13 protein-coding genes are annotated in these 16,167 nt (G+C 69.1%); 10 read left to right on the top strand and 3 right to left on the bottom strand.

The features are described from left to right. Window positions 1–82: 82 nt before the first annotated feature. Entirely contained in the window at window positions 83–1,330 is a 1,248-nt protein-coding gene (locus AB0M45_RS12830; RefSeq protein ID WP_364326873.1) for a serine hydrolase domain-containing protein, read from the bottom strand. A gap of 113 nt (window positions 1,331–1,443) precedes the next feature. Next, entirely contained in the window at window positions 1,444–3,183 is a 1,740-nt protein-coding gene (treZ, locus tag AB0M45_RS12825) for a malto-oligosyltrehalose trehalohydrolase (protein ID WP_364326870.1), read from the bottom strand. Between the two features lie 297 nt (window positions 3,184–3,480). Between treZ and AB0M45_RS12820 the strand changes: the two genes are divergently transcribed. Beyond that, window positions 3,481–4,098: a class I SAM-dependent methyltransferase gene (locus AB0M45_RS12820; RefSeq protein ID WP_364326867.1), complete on the top strand. Its 618-nt coding sequence runs from the start codon at window positions 3,481–3,483 to the stop codon at window positions 4,096–4,098. A 235-nt stretch (window positions 4,099–4,333) separates the two neighbouring features. Here the strand turns inward: AB0M45_RS12820 and dnaE are convergent, their stop codons facing one another. Then, the gene (gene dnaE, locus AB0M45_RS12815; RefSeq protein WP_364326864.1) at window positions 4,334–7,882 is read right to left on the bottom strand and encodes a DNA polymerase III subunit alpha; all 3,549 of its coding nucleotides are present in this window, start codon (window positions 7,880–7,882) and stop codon (window positions 4,334–4,336) included. A gap of 321 nt (window positions 7,883–8,203) precedes the next feature. On the opposite strand from dnaE, the gene AB0M45_RS12810 reads away from it, so the two are divergent. The 9 genes from AB0M45_RS12810 to AB0M45_RS12770 form a co-directional block, all read left to right on the top strand. Further along, window positions 8,204–8,644: a hypothetical protein gene (locus AB0M45_RS12810; protein WP_364326861.1), complete on the top strand. Its 441-nt coding sequence runs from the start codon at window positions 8,204–8,206 to the stop codon at window positions 8,642–8,644. A gap of 197 nt (window positions 8,645–8,841) precedes the next feature. After that, window positions 8,842–10,029, top strand: coding sequence for a histidine kinase (locus AB0M45_RS12805; RefSeq protein ID WP_364326858.1), 1,188 nt, complete (start codon window positions 8,842–8,844; stop codon window positions 10,027–10,029). Window positions 10,030–10,061: 32 nt separating this feature from the next. Then, a complete protein-coding gene (locus AB0M45_RS12800) occupies window positions 10,062–10,850 on the top strand; it encodes a LytTR family DNA-binding domain-containing protein (RefSeq protein WP_364326854.1) in 789 nt (262 codons plus the stop codon). After that, window positions 10,847–11,212, top strand: a complete 366-nt coding sequence (locus AB0M45_RS12795) for a hypothetical protein (RefSeq protein WP_364326851.1) — start codon at window positions 10,847–10,849, stop codon at window positions 11,210–11,212. The genes AB0M45_RS12800 and AB0M45_RS12795 overlap by 4 nt, the downstream gene beginning before the upstream one ends. Before the next feature lie 2 nt (window positions 11,213–11,214). After that, the gene (locus AB0M45_RS12790; protein ID WP_364326848.1) at window positions 11,215–11,505 is read left to right on the top strand and encodes a hypothetical protein; all 291 of its coding nucleotides are present in this window, start codon (window positions 11,215–11,217) and stop codon (window positions 11,503–11,505) included. Beyond that, window positions 11,502–13,250: a cation acetate symporter gene (locus AB0M45_RS12785; protein WP_364326845.1), complete on the top strand. Its 1,749-nt coding sequence runs from the start codon at window positions 11,502–11,504 to the stop codon at window positions 13,248–13,250. The genes AB0M45_RS12790 and AB0M45_RS12785 overlap by 4 nt, the downstream gene beginning before the upstream one ends. Before the next feature lie 195 nt (window positions 13,251–13,445). After that, the gene (locus AB0M45_RS12780) at window positions 13,446–13,802 is read left to right on the top strand and encodes a DUF485 domain-containing protein (protein WP_364326842.1); all 357 of its coding nucleotides are present in this window, start codon (window positions 13,446–13,448) and stop codon (window positions 13,800–13,802) included. Continuing rightward, entirely contained in the window at window positions 13,799–15,436 is a 1,638-nt protein-coding gene (locus AB0M45_RS12775) for a cation acetate symporter (protein WP_364326839.1), read from the top strand. Before AB0M45_RS12780 ends, AB0M45_RS12775 begins: the two co-directional genes overlap by 4 nt. A gap of 51 nt (window positions 15,437–15,487) precedes the next feature. Then, on the top strand, window positions 15,488–16,167 hold a 680-nt coding region (locus tag AB0M45_RS12770), incomplete at its 3' end, for an AMP-binding protein (protein WP_364326836.1).

Raw genomic sequence — 16,167 nt, 5'->3', positions numbered from 1 at the left:
CGGTCCGACCGGGCTGGTTCCGCCAGGCCGGTCCACACGGCAGGTCCCCGGTCGGTCCCGTCAGGCCACGCCGCGGCGGGTGTCAGGCTGCCTTCGGCGTCGCCGTTACCGGCACCCGGCGGCGGGTCGCGCGCAGGCAGTTCAGCATGAGCGGCAGCAGCCAGAAGGCCGCCGACTGGTCGTAATGCAGCTGGGCGGCGGAGAGCCGGTTGTGCACGAACCCGACCGACAGACCCAGCCGCGGTTCGGCCCAGCCGAACGAGCCGCCAAGACCGATGTGCCCGAACCCGGCGTGCGCGCCCGGCATCGGCAGCGAGTGGTAGCCGAGGCGCCACAGCATGGGCGCGTAGAACAGCGCGCGGTCGGGCTGGTAGGTCTCGATGCGGCGCAGCGCCTTCATGGTGTGCCCGCCGAGGTATCTGCGGCCGGCCAGCACACCGTCGTTGGCGAGCGCGCTGTACATCGTGGCCAGCGCGGGCGCGGTGCACACGCCGTTGCCCGCGCCGAGCTCGGTGTTCAGGATCGGCGGATCCACGCCCTCGAGAATGGCTTCCAGGCCGGGCAGGAACAGGCAGCGCGTAGCGGCGCCCAGCGCGCCCGGAATCCGATGGCTACGGCCGAGAATGGCCGCGCCGAGCGGCTTTCCGGCCATGCTCAGCTGGGTGCCCGCCAGGGGCGCGTAGCTGGTCGCCGAGTCGGCGGGCGGCCTGCCCAGGTGCAGGCCGTCGATGCCGAGCGGCTCGGCCACCTCGGTGCGGAACAGTTCACCCAGGCTGCTGCCGGTGATCGCGCGGGCCAGCCCGGCGACCAACCAGCCGAAGGTGAGTGCGTGGTAGGTGGGTACGCCGAGCAGACGGTCCGGTTTCGCCGCGGCAAGGCGCTGCTCCATGAGCCGGTGATCGAGCACGTCGGCCAGGCCGGTGGCGATCGGCGCCAGTGCGTACAGTCCCGCTCGGTGCGTCATCAGCTGGCGGACGGTGATCTTGTGTTTGCCGTTGACCCGGAATTCCGGCCAATACTCGGCGACCGGGGCGGAGTAGTCGAGCAATCCGCGGTCGGCGAGACGGTGCACGACCGTGGCGGAGATGCCCTTGGTGGCGGAGAAGATGATCGTGCCGGTGTCCCTGGTCCACGGAGCGTCGCCACCGGAGCCGATCCAGATGTCCACCAGCGGCTCACCGTGCCGGTGCAGCGCGAACGCCGCGCCCGCACCTCTCCGGTTGCCGAATGCCCGCGCGAAAGCACGCACGAAAGGTGCGAATTCGGCGGCAGCGCTGCCGCCCATCCCCGGGGGAAGAACCGCAAGGTCCCCGGAAGCGACGTTGCTCATCCCTCCACGGTAATGGCGTGGATCACATCCGGCAAAGTTGTGTCTCGGACAGTTGTCAGCACGTTATTTAACACATGCCCAGAAAGGAGCCGGTGCTTGCGCTTCCGGCACGCTCAGCGCGCACCCGGCGGCGCCGTTTCCAGCAGCGCGAACGAGTGACCCGGAACGGTTGTCGTAGAAGGGCCTACGGTCGGAGACTCCCAGTACAGCAGCGGGAGCCCCGCAACCGGCACGGCGACCTGGTCCTCGCCCATGTTGCACACCAGGGCCAGCGTGCCTCGATGCACGACGATCCAGCGCGCGGCCTCGTCGTAATCCACCGAAACATGGGTCAGCCATGGGTCACTGAGCTCGGCCCGCTCCCGGCGCACCGCCAGCAGGGCTCGGTAGCAGGACAGCAGCCGGGCGTTGGCCGGTTTCGCGAGCTCGTCCCAGTCCAGCTTCGAGCGCTGGAAGGTCCGCGGATCCTGCGGGTCCGGCACCTCGTCGGTGGGCCAGCCGTGTTCGGCGAACTCGTCCTTGCGCCCGGCCGCGGTCGCGGCGGCGATGACCGGATCGGTGTGCGAGGTGAAGAACTGGAACGGCGTGCGGGCGCCCCACTCTTCTCCCATGAACAGCATCGGCGTGAACGGCGAGCACAGCACCAGTGCGGCTTTGATCGCCAGCTGGCCGTCGGTCAGGTAAGCGCTCGGCCGGTCGCCGATGGCCCGGTTGCCGATCTGGTCGTGAGTGCACGTGTAGGCCAGCAGCGCGCTGCCCGGGACCAGGCTGGGGTCGATCGGGCGGCCGTGCGTGCGGCCGCGGAAGCTGGAATACGTGCCCGCGTGGAAGAACCCGTGCGTGAGCGTCTGGGCCAAGCAGCGCAGCGACCCGAAGTCGGCATAGTAGCCCTGCCGTTCGCCGGAGACGGCGGTGTGGACGGCGTGGTGCAGGTCGTCGTTCCACTGCGCGGTCAGCCCGTAGCCACCGGCCGCGCGCGGAGTGACCAGCTTCGGGTCGTTCAGATCGCTTTCCGCGATCAGCGTCAGCGGCCTGCGCAGGTGGGCGGCGAGGCGTTCGGTGGCGACGGCGAGCTCGGCGAGCAGGTGCGATGCGGTCCGGTCGACCAAGGCGTGCACCGCGTCCAGGCGCAGGGCGTCGAGGTGGAAATCACGCAGCCAGCGCAGCGCGTTGTCGATGATGTGCGCGCGCACGTTATCGGACTGCGGGCCATCCAGGTTGAGGCTCTGCCCCCAGGTGTTGCGTCCCTCGGTGAGGTAGGGCGCGAAGCGCGGCAGGTAGTTGCCGGACGGGCCGAGGTGGTTGTAGACGACGTCGAGGCAGACCGCCAGCTCGCGGGCATGGCAGGCGTTCACGAACCGCTGCAGGCCGTCGGGGCCACCGTAGCTTTCCTGTACCGCGTACCAGAGCACACCGTCGTAGCCCCAGTTGTGCGTGCCGTCGAAGGCGTTCACCGGCATCACCTCGACCACGGTGACACCCAGGTCGACCAAGTGGTCGAGCCGCTCGATCGCGGCGTCGAAGGTACCCGCCGCTGTGCAGGTCCCGATGTGCAGTTCGTAGTAGACCGCTCCGGCCAGCGGCCGTCCGGTCCAGCCCGCGTCGGTCCATGCCGCCGGATCGAGGGCGTGCAGGGCCGAACGGGCGTGCACCCCGTCGGGCTGACGCGGCGAGCGAGGGTCGGGCAGCACGGTCGGGTCGTCGTCGAGCAGGAACCCATACCTGGCCCCGCTCGCGGCGGGAACGTCGGCACGCCACCAGCCGTCCGGCGACCGCGTCATCGGGTGGACAACGCCGTCCAGATCCAATCGCACCGACTCCGGCCGCGGCGCCCACACCTCGAACACAGTCACCGCGCCAGCATCCCATGAGCGTCACCGGTCCGCCGGGGTACGAACACCCGGTCCGGCAGCTCGAGCGCCGTGCGGACCGCCCGCCTGGCAATCCGGATCAGTTTGCCCGGCCGTACCCCGGCCTAGTCCTCCCGCCGTACGGCGACGCGCGAGTCCAGCGACGGGAAGAACGCCACCAGCGGCCCCACCGGCGGACCGGCGTGTTCGCCGGACCGAGATCACCGCCCCGGACTCCAGCAGCGCGACAGCGTCCTCATGCCTCTGGTCTGGGCGCGCGATCCCTGCGAGAGTGGGGGTGTGGGCATCTATGGCGAGCAGGTCGTCCCGCGGATCGTGAACGTTGCCTGCAGGATGCGGGTCAACAAACCGCTGCGTGAGCGCGTGTGCGCCGGGCTGCACGGACGGGTCGTGGAGATCGGGTTCGGCTCGGGGCTCAACGTGCCGTTCTACCCGGCGGCGGTGGAGTCGGTCAGCGCGGTGGAACCCGCCGATCTCGGGTGGCGGCTAGCGAGCAAGCGGATCGCCGCGGCTACCGTGCCGATCGAACGCTCGGGGCTGGATGGGCAAGCCCTCCCCTTCGCGGACAACACCTTCGACTGCGCGCTGTCGACGTGGACGATGTGCACAATTCCCGACATCGCGACCGCGCTCGCCGAGGTGCGCCGGGTGCTGATGCCCGGCGGAACCTTGCATTTCGTGGAGCACGGGCGCGCGCCGGACCACAAGGTGCAGGTCTGGCAGAACCGGCTGAACCCGGTCCAGAAACGGCTGTTCGGCGGCTGCCACCTGAACCGCGACATCCACGCTCTGCTGACAACCGCCGGTTTCGAGATCCGCGAGGCCGAGTCGTTCTACGGCGAAGGCGCCCCCCGCTTCGAGGCCGCCCAGACGCTCGGCGTCGCGGTCTCACCGTGAACGGTCAGACGATCCGCACCGACAGGGTGTAGGTCGCGTTGCCGCGGCTCGGCGCCACGGTGATCGTGTAGTAACCGTTCTGCGGCAACGTGATCCGGCTCGCGGTTGCTTAACAACCGCTTGAAGGACGAACCCTCCCGTCACATCAGGTTTCAAGATCAACGGCACACGGTGGAGGGCTCTTCTCGCGAAACGCCGCAGCAATGTGCCACTCGATACCGTGCGGACCTGTGCGTCAGCTGGCCAGGCAGCCGGGGCCGAGCAGCGCCTTCAGGTCGCCCATCAGGGCTGACGACGGCGAGACACGCAGCCGCTCGTCGATTTTCCACAGCGTGGTCTTGTCTCGGGCACCGACATGGCGGATATGGACATCTGAGGTGCCGGGGTGCCTGGACAATACCCGCTTGAGTTCGCCGATCTTGTCCGGGGTGCACATGCGGGTGGTGATGGTGACCGATAGCGGCTTGGCCACGCCGACCGTGGACAGATCGGGCACCGCGAGATCGTTGGCGATCAACGAGATCCGGTCGTCGCGTACCGAGACGCGCGCCTTCACCAGCACCACGGCGTCCTCGACGACGTCCATGCCGTAGACCGAGTACGCCTGCGGGAAGAACAGCACCTCGATGCCACCGGTGAGGTCCTCCAGCTGCGCCGAGGCCCAGGCCAGGCCGTTCTTGTTGATCCGCCGGTTCACCGAGGCCAGGATGCCGCCGACGGTCACCTGCGTGCCGTCCTTGATATCCCCTTCCAGGATGGCCGGGATCTGCGTATCCGCCTGGGCCGCGAGGACGTGCTCGACGCCGTTGAGCGGATGCCCGGACACGTACAACCCGAGCATCTCCCGCTCCAGCGCGAGCCGGTGTTTGGCCTCCCATTCCTCGTCGGGCACCTTCACGTTGAACACCGAGGTCACCGACTCGTCCGCGTCCAAGCCGCCGAACAGGTCGAATTGACCGATCGCCTCGGCCTTCTTGGTGGCCATCACGGCGTCGATGGCGTCGGAATGGATCAGCATCAAGCCCTTGCGGGGGTGCCCGAGGGAGTCGAACCCGCCCGCCTTGATCAGCGATTCGGTGACCTTCTTGCTCGCCGCGATCGCGTCGATCTTGTTCAGGTAGTCGGAGAAGTCGGTGAACTTCGATTTCTCCTTGCGCGCCTGGATGATCGAGGACACCACGTTCGCGCCGACGTTGCGCACCGCGCCCAGACCGAAACGGATGTCCTTGCCGACGGAGGCGAAGTTCTGCTCGGACTCGTTGACATCCGGCGGCAGCACGGTGATGCCGAGGCGGCGGCAGTCCGCGAGGTAGACCGCGGCCTTGTCCTTGTCGTCGCCGACGGAGGTGAGCAGGCCCGCCATGTACTCGGCCGGATAGTTGGCCTTGAGGTAGGCGGTCCAGAACGAGACGAGGCCGTAGCCGGCGGCGTGCGACTTGTTGAACGCGTAGCCGGCGAACGGAAGGATGGTGTCCCACAGCGCCTTCACCGCGCCCTCGGAGAATCCGTTCGCGGTCATGCCCTCGTGGAAGCCCTTGTACTCGGCTTCGAGGACTTCGAGCTTCTTCTTACCCATCGCCTTGCGCAGCGCGTCGGCCTTGCCCATCGAGTAGGAGGCGACCTTCTGCGCGATGAACATGATCTGCTCTTGGTAGACGATCAGGCCATAGGTCTCGGCGAGGATCTCCTTCAGCGGTTCTTCCAGCTCTGGGTGGATCGGCGTGATCGGCTGCCGCCCGTTCTTGCGGTCGGCGTAATCGTTGTGCGCGTTCATGCCCATCGGGCCGGGACGATAGAGCGCGAGCACGGCGACGATGTCGTTGAAGCCGGTGGGCTGCATGCGGCGTAGCAGGTCGCGCATGGGGCCGCCGTCGAGCTGGAAGACGCCCAGAGTGTCGCCGCGCGAGAGCAATTCGTAGGTCGCGGGATCGTCCAGCGGCAGGTTGTCCATGTCCAGGTCGATGCCGCGGTTGGCCTTGATGTTGTCCAGCGCGTCACCGATCACGGTGAGGTTGCGCAGGCCCAGGAAGTCCATCTTCAGCAGGCCGATGGCCTCGCAGGACGGGTAGTCCCAGCCGGTGATGATGGCCCCGTCCTGGGGCCGCTTCCACACCGGGATGGCGTCCATCAGGGGCTCGGAGGACATGATCACCGCGCAGGCGTGCACGCCCGCGTTGCGGATCAGGCCCTCGAGTCCGCGCGCGGTCTCGTAGATCTTGGCCACGTCGGGATTGCTGCCGATGAGCTCGCGGACCTCGGCGGCCTCCTTGTACCGCTCGTGGTCGGGGTCCATGATGCCCGACAGCGGAATGTCCTTGGCCATGATCGGCGGCGGCAGCGCCTTGGAGATCTGGTCGGCGATGGCGAAGCCGGGCTGACCGAACTGGACTCGGGCGGAGTCCTTGATGGCGGCCTTGGTCTTGATGGTGCCGAACGTGATCACCTGGGCGACCCGGTCGCTGCCCCACTTATCGGTGGCGTAGCGGACCATCTCACCGCGGCGGCGATCGTCGAAGTCGATATCGATATCGGGCGCGGACGGGCGCTCCGGGTTGAGGAACCGCTCGAACAGCAGGCCGTGCGGCAGCGGATCGATGTTGGTGATGCCGAGCGCGTAGGCCACCAGCGACCCGGCCGCCGAACCACGGCCTGGTCCGACGCGGATGCCGACTTCCCGCGCGTGCGACACGAGGTCGCCGACGACGAGGAAGTACGCCGGGAAGCCCTTCTGCTTGATGACGTCGAGCTCGTAGTAGGCGCGGGTGTAGTACTCCTCGGGCACCCCGCCGGGGAACCGGCGCCGCAGGCCGCGCTCGACCTCTTTGCGCAGCCAGGAATCCTGGTCCTCGCCCTCGGGCACCGGGAAGACCGGCATGCGGTCCTTGAAGGCCCACACATCGTCGTAGGACTGGACCCGCTCGCCGATCAGCACCGTGTTGTCGCACGCGCCGGGCACCTCGGCATCCCAGAGCGCGCGCATCTCCTCGGCGGACTTCAGGTAGTAGCCGTCACCGTCGAACTTGAACCGGGTGGGGTCGGACAGCGTCTTGCCGGTTTGCACACACAGCAGCGCCTCGTGGTTGGCGGACTGATCCTTGGTGACGTAGTGGCAGTCGTTCGTGGCCAGCGCCGGAATGCCCAGTTGCTTGCCGACGTTCAGCAATCCCTCGCGGACCCGGCGCTCGATGGACAATCCGTGGTCCATCACCTCGAGGAAGAAATTGTCCTTGCCGAAGATCTCCTGCCATTTGGCCGCCGCCTCCAGCGCCTCGCGGTCGTGGCCGAGGCGCAACCGGGTCTGCACCTCACCGGAAGGGCAGCCGGTGGTCGCGATGATGCCTTCGGCGTACTGGGCGATGATCTCCGCGTCCATGCGCGCCCATTTGCCGAGCTGGCCTTCGATGGAGGCCAGCGAGGACAGCTTGAACAGGTTGCGCAGACCGGTCGCGTTCTCGGCGACCATGGTCATGTGCGTGTAGGCGCCCGAGCCGGAGACGTCGTCGCCCTTCTGACTCGGGTCGCCCCACTGCACGCGCTTGTTGTCGAACCGGGAGACGGGCGCGATGTAGGCCTCGATGCCGATGATCGGCTTGATGCCGTGTTTCTTGGCGGAGTTGTAGAACTCCGACGCCCCGTACATGTTGCCGTGGTCGGTCATCCCGACGGCGTTCATCCCCAGCCGTTTCGCCTCGCTGAACAGGGGCGAGATCTTGGCCGCACCATCGAGCATGGAGTACTCGGTGTGGTTGTGCAGATGGACGAACGATCCGGACGAGGGGGCCAAGACGGTCCTTCCTCCCAAAGTCTCGACGGGGGTTGGCTGGACCGATTCTAGGGGTGCCCACCGACGGGTTTTCCACGGCGCGCTGGCGTCCGGTCCGTACCCGGCGTGTCGGCGGAAAAGGCGATCGGCGCGTCCTGGCGACTCGCCATGTGAGCGTCCAATTTCCGCGAGTGTCGGGTCGCGCCGGATATCGGAACTCCCGCACCGTGGCCGTTCGGCGGCGGTAGTCTCGGCCTTCCTCCCACGGCGCCGCCGGGGCGTATCGGGGACGGACGCACGGCATGACGGACACGGATGTTCGGTGAACCTGTGGAGGTGTCGATGAATTCGACGACAGCGCTGTTGGCCCTTCCCGCCGTGGCGGCGGCAACCCTGGTCGCGACGGCCGCACCGGCCACGGCGGCTCCGGCCGTCGAGTTCGCCACCGTGTACACCCTCGCCCAGGGGGCGTGCGCGGGACAGCTGGAGATGTCGGTCAACGGCGACGCCTATCCGAACCAGGCGGCGTTCACCGTGAGCACGACGCTGGTCGGCGTCGGGCCGTGCAGCCTGCCGGTCACGCTGAACTGGCGCAATGTAGCCACCGGTCAGACGGGCGCGTTCCAGGTGATCGCGCACGGACCCGGCTACTGGGCCAACAGCAGCCACTCGACGCTGTTCGCACCGGGCATCGGTCACTTCACCGCGACGGTCACCGTCGGCGCCCTGCACTTCCCGGAGCCGGGCACGGTCGAGTTCACGGTGACGAAATACCAGGGCTAGCCGCGGGCGAACGGCCATGCTCCGCCCGAGCCGGTAAGTACGGAACGCCGCTCGACCATGCCCATGCAAGTGGCCGGACCTAGCCGGATGTCCTGGCGACCACGCCCGGGTTTTCGGTGTCCGAGCCGACGCCGAAGCGCGCGCGGATCCACCCGACGCCATAATCGGCCCATGGACCGCCCACGTCGAAGCCCGCCATGACCACCGCACTCGCCGCCGTGGCCGCGGCGGCGTTGATCGCGGGTGCGCTGCTGATCTGGTCGCGCACTCGCAGGCTGGTGACCACCCCCGCCGAGCGGGCGGTGCACTCGGCGCTGCACACCGCGTCGCTGGCGGCGGTCCCACTTCGCCGCGGGCTGACCGAGCGGTCCGCACGGGAGGCGGCGCCGCACCTGCGCGCGCTCACCGGCGCCGAGGCGCTCGCGCTGGCCGATGCCGACGGAACGCTGTTGGTCTGGGAGGGGCCGCACGCCGAACTGGCCGAACACTTCACCGAGGCGGCCGAGCGCGCCGTCGCGGGCGAGCGCCCGGTGCTCGTCGCCGGTCCCGGGCGCGGCGAGCATGCCGGGCGAACCTTGATCGCGCAGCCACTGCTGATCGAATCCACCGGTGTGGCCGGGGTTCTCGGCGTGGTGAGCACAGGGCCGCCCGGCCCCGGAGGGCTCGGCGCGGTCGCGGAGGTGGCGCGGTACGCCTGCGGTCAGTTGGAATTGGCCGAGCTGGACGCGTCGCGGGCCCGGTTGGACCGCGCGGAGGTGCGCGCGCTGCGTGCGCAGATCAGCCCGCATTTCATCTACAACGCGCTGAACACGATCGCCTCGTTCGTCCGCACCGACCCGGCGCGCGCCCGTGAGCTCATCCTCGAGTTCGCCGACTTCACCAGGTATTCCTTCCGCGCCGCCGGCGAGTTCACGGTGCTGGCCGACGAACTACGCAACATCGAGCGGTACCTCGCACTCGAGCGGGCGCGTTTCGGCGACGCGTTGCAGGTCCGGCTGCGCATCGCGCCCGAGGTGCTCGGAGTGGTCCTGCCCTTCCTCGCGCTGCAGCCACTGGTGGAGAATGCGGTGCGGCACGGGCTGGCGGGCACCGCGCACGGCGGCACCATCAGCATCGTTGCCACCGACGCTGGCACCGACTGCGTGATCAGCGTGGAGGACGACGGCGTCGGCATGGACCCGGACCTGTTGCGCTCCGGCGCGCTCGATGCAGTCGACACCGGGGCGGGCACCGGGGAGTCGGCCCATGTCGGACTGGCCAACGTCGACGACCGGCTGCGCGCGGCCTTCGGCGACGACTACGGCTTGGTCGTGGAGACCGCGCCCGGCGCGGGCACGAAGGTCAGCTTGCGCGTCCCCAAGTTCCGCGCGGGCATCCGGGCGTGAGGAGTCCAGCGCCCCCTTACGATGGAGCGGTTGTGACCCGCGTTACCAGCAAGACGGCGCTGCGCGTGCTCGCCGTGGACGATGAGAAACCCGCTCTGGACGAGCTGGTGTATCTGCTGCGCGCGCGGCGCGAGATCGGCGAGATCCACGCGGCGGGCGACGCCACCGACGCGCTGCGGATGCTGCGGGCGCATCCGGTCGACGCGGTGTTCCTGGATATCAACATGCCGGGCCTGGACGGGATGGAGCTGGCCGGAATCCTCTCGGAGTTCGCCAACCCGCCCGCGGTGGTCTTCGTGACCGCGCACGACGACCGGGCGATCGCGGCATTCGACCTGGGCGCGGTCGACTACCTGCTCAAACCGCTGCACGAAGCGCGGCTTGCCGAGGCGGTGCGGCGGATCGCCGCGGCCCGCAGCGCGCCACACCAGCCCGCCTCCGACACACGCACCGACCCGAGCGAGGTCATCCCCGTGGAGCTGGCCGGGGTCACCACGCTGGTGCCGCGATCGAGCGTCAGCTGGGTGGAGGCCGACGGGGACTATGCCAGGCTGCACACCAGCGGCGGATCCCATCTCGTCCGGATTCCGTTGTCGGCCTTGGAATCCCGCTGGCAGGACGCGGGCTTCCTCCGGGTGCACCGGTCGTATCTGGTCGCGCTGCGGCTGGTCACCGGGCTGCGGACGGTGGGCACCGGGACCGTGGTGTGCCTGCGCGCCGAGGGCGAGGCGCGGGCCGTCGAACTCCCGGTCAGCCGCAGGCAGGTGCGCGAGCTGAAACAGCGGTTGGTGCACCGCCACCGGCACCGGGGGACCCCGTGACCGGGCCACAGCGTCCGGTGCGCCAGCGCGTCGTGCTCTCGCAGCGACGCGGGGCGCGGCGGGTGCGCACGCGGGCGGAGGTGGCCGAGCAGACCGAGTTCGGCGAGGCGCTCATCGGTGGGCTGATCCGCGCGCAACTCGGGCTCGCGCTGCGCTTGGGTCTGGTGGCGATAGCCGTACTGGGTGCGCTGCCCGTGCTGCTGCGAACCGAGGCGATCGGATCGCTGGAGGTGCTGGGGATCCGGTTGCCGTGGTTGCTGCTCGGCGGCGCGGTCTACCCGCTGCTGTTCCTTATCGGCCGGATCTATGTGCGGCTGGCCGAGCGCAACGAACAGGATTTTCTCGAGCTGGCCGAGGATTGACGATGCTCTCGACCCGAACCCCCCGCGCGGAGCGGGCCACCGGCTACCGCGGCGATGCGGCTGAGAGGCGTCCCCCCGAAGGAACTTCGGCGCGAGCCCAGCTCTCGCACGCGGTGCAGGCCACCAGCTACCACGGCAACGCGACCCGAACACCCGCCGGAAACCCGGCAACTGCCGGACGCTCACGCGTGGTCCGGGCCACCGGCTACCGCGTCGATACGGCCGGGGCGCGCACTCCCGAAGGCGGTTCGGCACGTGGCAGCCTCTTTCGCTCGCGCAAGGGTGCGCCGTGATCGCGGGCTCCGCGCTGACCGTGGCCGCGCTGGTCCTCGCGGCGCTGGCTACGGTTGCGATCGGCGCGTACGGCGTGCGCCTCGCACGCACCACCTCCGACTTCCTGGTCGCCTCGCGCAGCGTCGGACCGCGCTGGAACGCCGCCGCCATCTCCGGCGAGTATCTTTCGGCTGCTTCGTTTCTCGGCGTCGCCGGACTGATCGCCAAGTACGGGGCGGACGCGCTGTGGTATCCGGTGGGCTTCACCGCGGGGTATCTCGCTCTGCTGTTGTTCGTCGCCGCCCCGCTGCGCCGGTCCGGTGCGTACACGGTGCCCGATTTCGCCGAATTCCGGCTGGGCTCGCCGCGTTTGCGCAGGCTGGCGGCCACCGTCGTGGTACTCGTCTGCGCGGTGTATCTGATCCCGCAGTTCCAGGGAGCGGGATTGACCCTGCACCTGCTGCTCGGCGTGCCGGACTGGGTGGGCGCGGTGGCGGTGGGCGCGATCGTGATCGCCAACGTGGTCGGCGGCGGGATGCGCTCGATCACGCTGGTCCAGGCGTTCCAGTACTGGTTGAAGCTGACCGCCGTGGCGATCCCGGCGCTGGTTCTGCTCGGGCACTTCCTCGCCGACGAGCGCGAACTGGGCGCGCCCGCGCCGCCGGTGGTGTCCGAACGCACCACGGTCGACGTGCGCACCGACGTGCTGGTGCGGGTCGCCGCTCAGGAGCGGTTTTCGATCACCGGCACCCTCGACGACCGCGTGGTCGACGGCTCGGTGCCGCTGACACCGGGCACCCACGAACTGGCCGCGGGCACCCGGCTGGTGCTGGAGGCAGGCTCCGTTGTGCCGGTGGTCGCGGGTGCGCCCGCGGACGGGACGGACTGGCTGGCGCCGGGCGGTGGACTGGGCGGGCCGCATCCGACCTATCAGGTCTACTCGCTGATCCTCGCGACCTTTCTCGGCACCATGGGTCTGCCGCACGTGCTGGTGCGCTTCTACACCAACCCGGACGGGCGGGCGGCCCGGGCGACAGCGCTGGCGGTGATCGGCCTGGTCGGGGTGTTCTATCTGTTCCCGGTGCTGCTGGGCGTTTTCGCGCGCCTGTACGTGCCGCAACTACTGATCACCGGCACCTCCGATGCCGCGGTCGTACTGCTGCCCGCGGCGGTGGTCGCCGGACTGCCGGGTCAACTGCTCGCCGCGCTGGCCGCGGCGGGCGCGATCGCCGCGTTCCTGTCCACCTCGTCGGGCCTGCTGGTGAGCATCGCGGGCGTGCTCAGCACCGACATGCTGCGCGGCCGGATCCGCGATTTCCGCACCGCGGCGCTGGCCGCGGGTGCGGTACCGCTGGCGCTCTCGCTGACCGTCGCGTCGCTGGATCTGTCCCGCACCGTGGGCTTGGCGTTCGCGGTGGCCGCCTCCACCCTGTGTCCGCTGCTGGTGCTGGGCATCTGGTGGCGCGGGCTGACCGCGGCGGGCGCGGCGGCGGGCCTGGTGGCGGGTGGTCTCACGGCGGGTGGGGCGACGGCCGTCTCGGTCACCGGCGGGTTCTCCGGCGAGGTGGCGAACGGCTGGCCCGCGGCACTGCTCAGCTATCCCGCGGGGATCAGCGTGCCGTTGGCGTTCGCCAGCATGGTGCTGGTCAGCGCGTTCACCCGCGGACTCGGCGGCAGAGCGGTCGGCCGGATCTTCGTGCGGATGCATGCGCCGGAACGCCTGGGGATGGGCGCGGACCGCGAGCGCAGCCTGCGCTCCGACTGACCCGCCTTGCCATGGGAACCTGCCCGGCATCGCGTGGGGAGGGGTTGCGCGGTGTGACCGTTCGTCGCGCCGCAACGACCGCTCACCGCATATTCGGCCACCTTCACGGAGTGACCCACACCACAGCCTACAGTCGGCCCGCCTGCCTGGCTTACCGTCCTCGAGAAGTAAGCCACGTCACTTGGTAGGACCATCATGACCAGTACCCATCTCGACGGCCTCGCACCGAGGCAAGCGCCGAGCGCAGCGGAATTCGCCGACGCCCAGGCGAGCCCCCAATTCCAGGACCTCCGAAACCGCCTGCGGCGCTTCGTCTTTCCGATGACCGCGCTGTTCCTGCTCTGGTACCTCGGTTACGTGCTGCTCGGCGCATACGCGCACGACTTCATGAGCCGCCCGGTATTCGGCAACATCAACGTCGGATTGCTATTCGGCCTCGGCCAATTCGTCTCCACCTTCGCCATCACCGCACTGTACGTCCGGTTCGCCAACCGGGAACTGGATCCGCGCGCGGCGGCCATCCGCGGCTACCTCGAGGGAGACCGAGCATGAACACTGTGCACACCTACGCCGCCGCCGCGACGGTCGGCAACCCGATCGCCAATATCGCCATCTTCGGCGTCTTCGTCGCGATCACGATGGTCGTGGTGATCCGGGCCAGCCGCAACAACGCCAGCGCCGCCGACTACTTCACCGGCGGGCGCGGTTTCTCCGGCCCACAGAACGGCGTTGCCATCGCGGGCGACTACCTCTCGGCCGCGAGCTTTCTCGGCATTGCCGGCGCCATCGCGGTCTACGGCTACGACGGATTCCTCTACTCCATCGGATTCCTGGTCGCCTGGCTGGTCGCGCTGCTGCTCGTCGCCGAGATGCTGCGCAACACCGGCAAATTCACCATGGCCGACGTGCTGAGCTTCCGGCTGAAGGAAGGACCGGTGCGCACCGCGGCCGCGCTGTCCACGCTGACGGTGTCGCTGTTCTATCTGCTCGCGCAGATGGCGGGCGCCGGCGGGCTCGTCGCGCTGCTGCTGGACATCTCCGACAAGACCGGGCAGTCGGTCGTGATCGCCGTGGTCGGCGTGCTGATGATCGTGTACGTGCTGGTCGGCGGCATGAAGGGCACCACATGGGTGCAGATCATCAAGGCGGTGCTGCTGATCGCGGGCGCGGCGCTGATGACCGTCATGGTGTTCGCCAAGTACGGATTCGACTTCTCCGGCATCCTCGGCTCGGCGCAGGACGCGGTCTCCGATTCGGCGAGCAAAGCCGTCGCCGCACGCGACGTGCTCGCGCCGGGAGCGCAGTACGGCGGCAGCGAGACCTCGAAGCTGAACTTCCTGTCCCTTGGTCTCGCCCTGGTGCTCGGCACCGCGGGTCTGCCGCACGTGCTGATGCGCTTCTACACCGTGCCCACCGCCAAAGAGGCGCGGCGCTCGGTGGTCTGGGCGATCGGCCTGATCGGCGCGTTCTACCTGTTCACCCTGGTGCTCGGCTACGGCGCGGCCGCGATCGTCGGGCCGGACCGTATCCTGGCCGCCGCGGGCGGGCAGAATTCGGCGGCGCCGCTGCTGGCCTTCGAACTCGGCGGCGTGGTGCTGCTCGGCGTCATCTCCGCGGTCGCCTTCGCCACCATCCTCGCGGTGGTCGCCGGCCTGACCATCACCGCGTCGGCCTCGTTCGCGCACGACATCTACGCCAACGTCATCAAGCGCGGGAAAGCCGGTGAGCGCGAACAGGTTCGGGTCTCCCGGATCACGGCGGTGGTGATCGGCGTGCTGGCCATCGCGCTCGGCATCCTGGCCAACGGACAGAACGTGGCCTTCCTGGTGGCGCTGGCGTTCGCGGTCGCCGCGTCGGCGAACCTGCCGACCATCCTGTTTTCGCTGTTCTGGCGGCGGTTCAACACCACCGGCGCGCTCTGGAGCATGTACGGCGGACTGATTTCGACGATCGTGCTGATCGTGTTCTCCCCCGCGGTCTCTGGCAGTAAGTCCGCCATGCTGCCGGGATCGGATTTCGACTGGTTCCCGCTGTCCAATCCTGGCATCGTCTCCATCCCGTTGGCCTTCGTGCTCGGCATTGCCGGCACCTTCCTCGGCGGCAAATCCGAGAACCCCGCCAAGGCCGCCGAGATGGAGGTCCGCTCGCTCACCGGCGTCGGCGCCGAAAAGGCGGTCGTGCACTGATCAGTGCCCGGTCTTCCTTGTCCCTGTTGTTCTTTCGTTAGGAGATTTCGCGTGACCAGCGCTACCACCGACAACCGCGACGACACCGCCTACCCGCCCACCCAGGAGTTCGCCGCCCAGGCAAACGCGGACGCGGAGTTGTACGACCGGGCGCGGGCTGATCGGCTGGAGTTCTGGGCGGAGCAGGCCGGGCGGTTGCATTGGCATCAACCGTTCGAGCAGGTGCTGGACTGGACCGCCGCGCCGGTGGCGCGGTGGTTCGTCGGCGGCAAGCTCAACGTCGCCTACAACTGCGTGGACCGCCACGTACTGGCCGGCCACGGCGACCAGATCGCCCTCCACTTCGAGGGCGAGCCGGGCGACTCCCGCGCCATCACCTACGCCGAACTGCTGGCCGAAGTATCACGCGCCGCCAACTACCTCACCGAGCTGGGCCTGCAGGCCGGGGACCGCGTCGCGATCTACATGCCGATGATCCCCGAGGCGATCGTGGCCATGCTCGCCTGCGCGCGCCTCGGGCTCACCCACTCGGTCGTGTTCGCCGGATTCTCCCCCACCGCGCTGCGCCAGCGCGTCGACGACGCGGCCGCTCGACTGATCATCACCACCGACGGGCAATGGCGCCGCGGCAACCCCGCCCCGCTCAAAGCGGCCGTGGACGAGGCACTCACCGCGGGCCAGACGACCGTCGAGCACGTGCTGGTGGTGCAACGCACCGGCATCGACGCGCC

The organism is Nocardia sp. NPDC051787, from assembly GCF_040681325.1.
In the GTDB taxonomy this organism is placed as follows: domain Bacteria; phylum Actinomycetota; class Actinomycetes; order Mycobacteriales; family Mycobacteriaceae; genus Nocardia.
The sequence above is the reverse complement of the archived record's forward strand: the minus strand, read 5'-3'. Positions and strand labels throughout refer to the sequence as shown.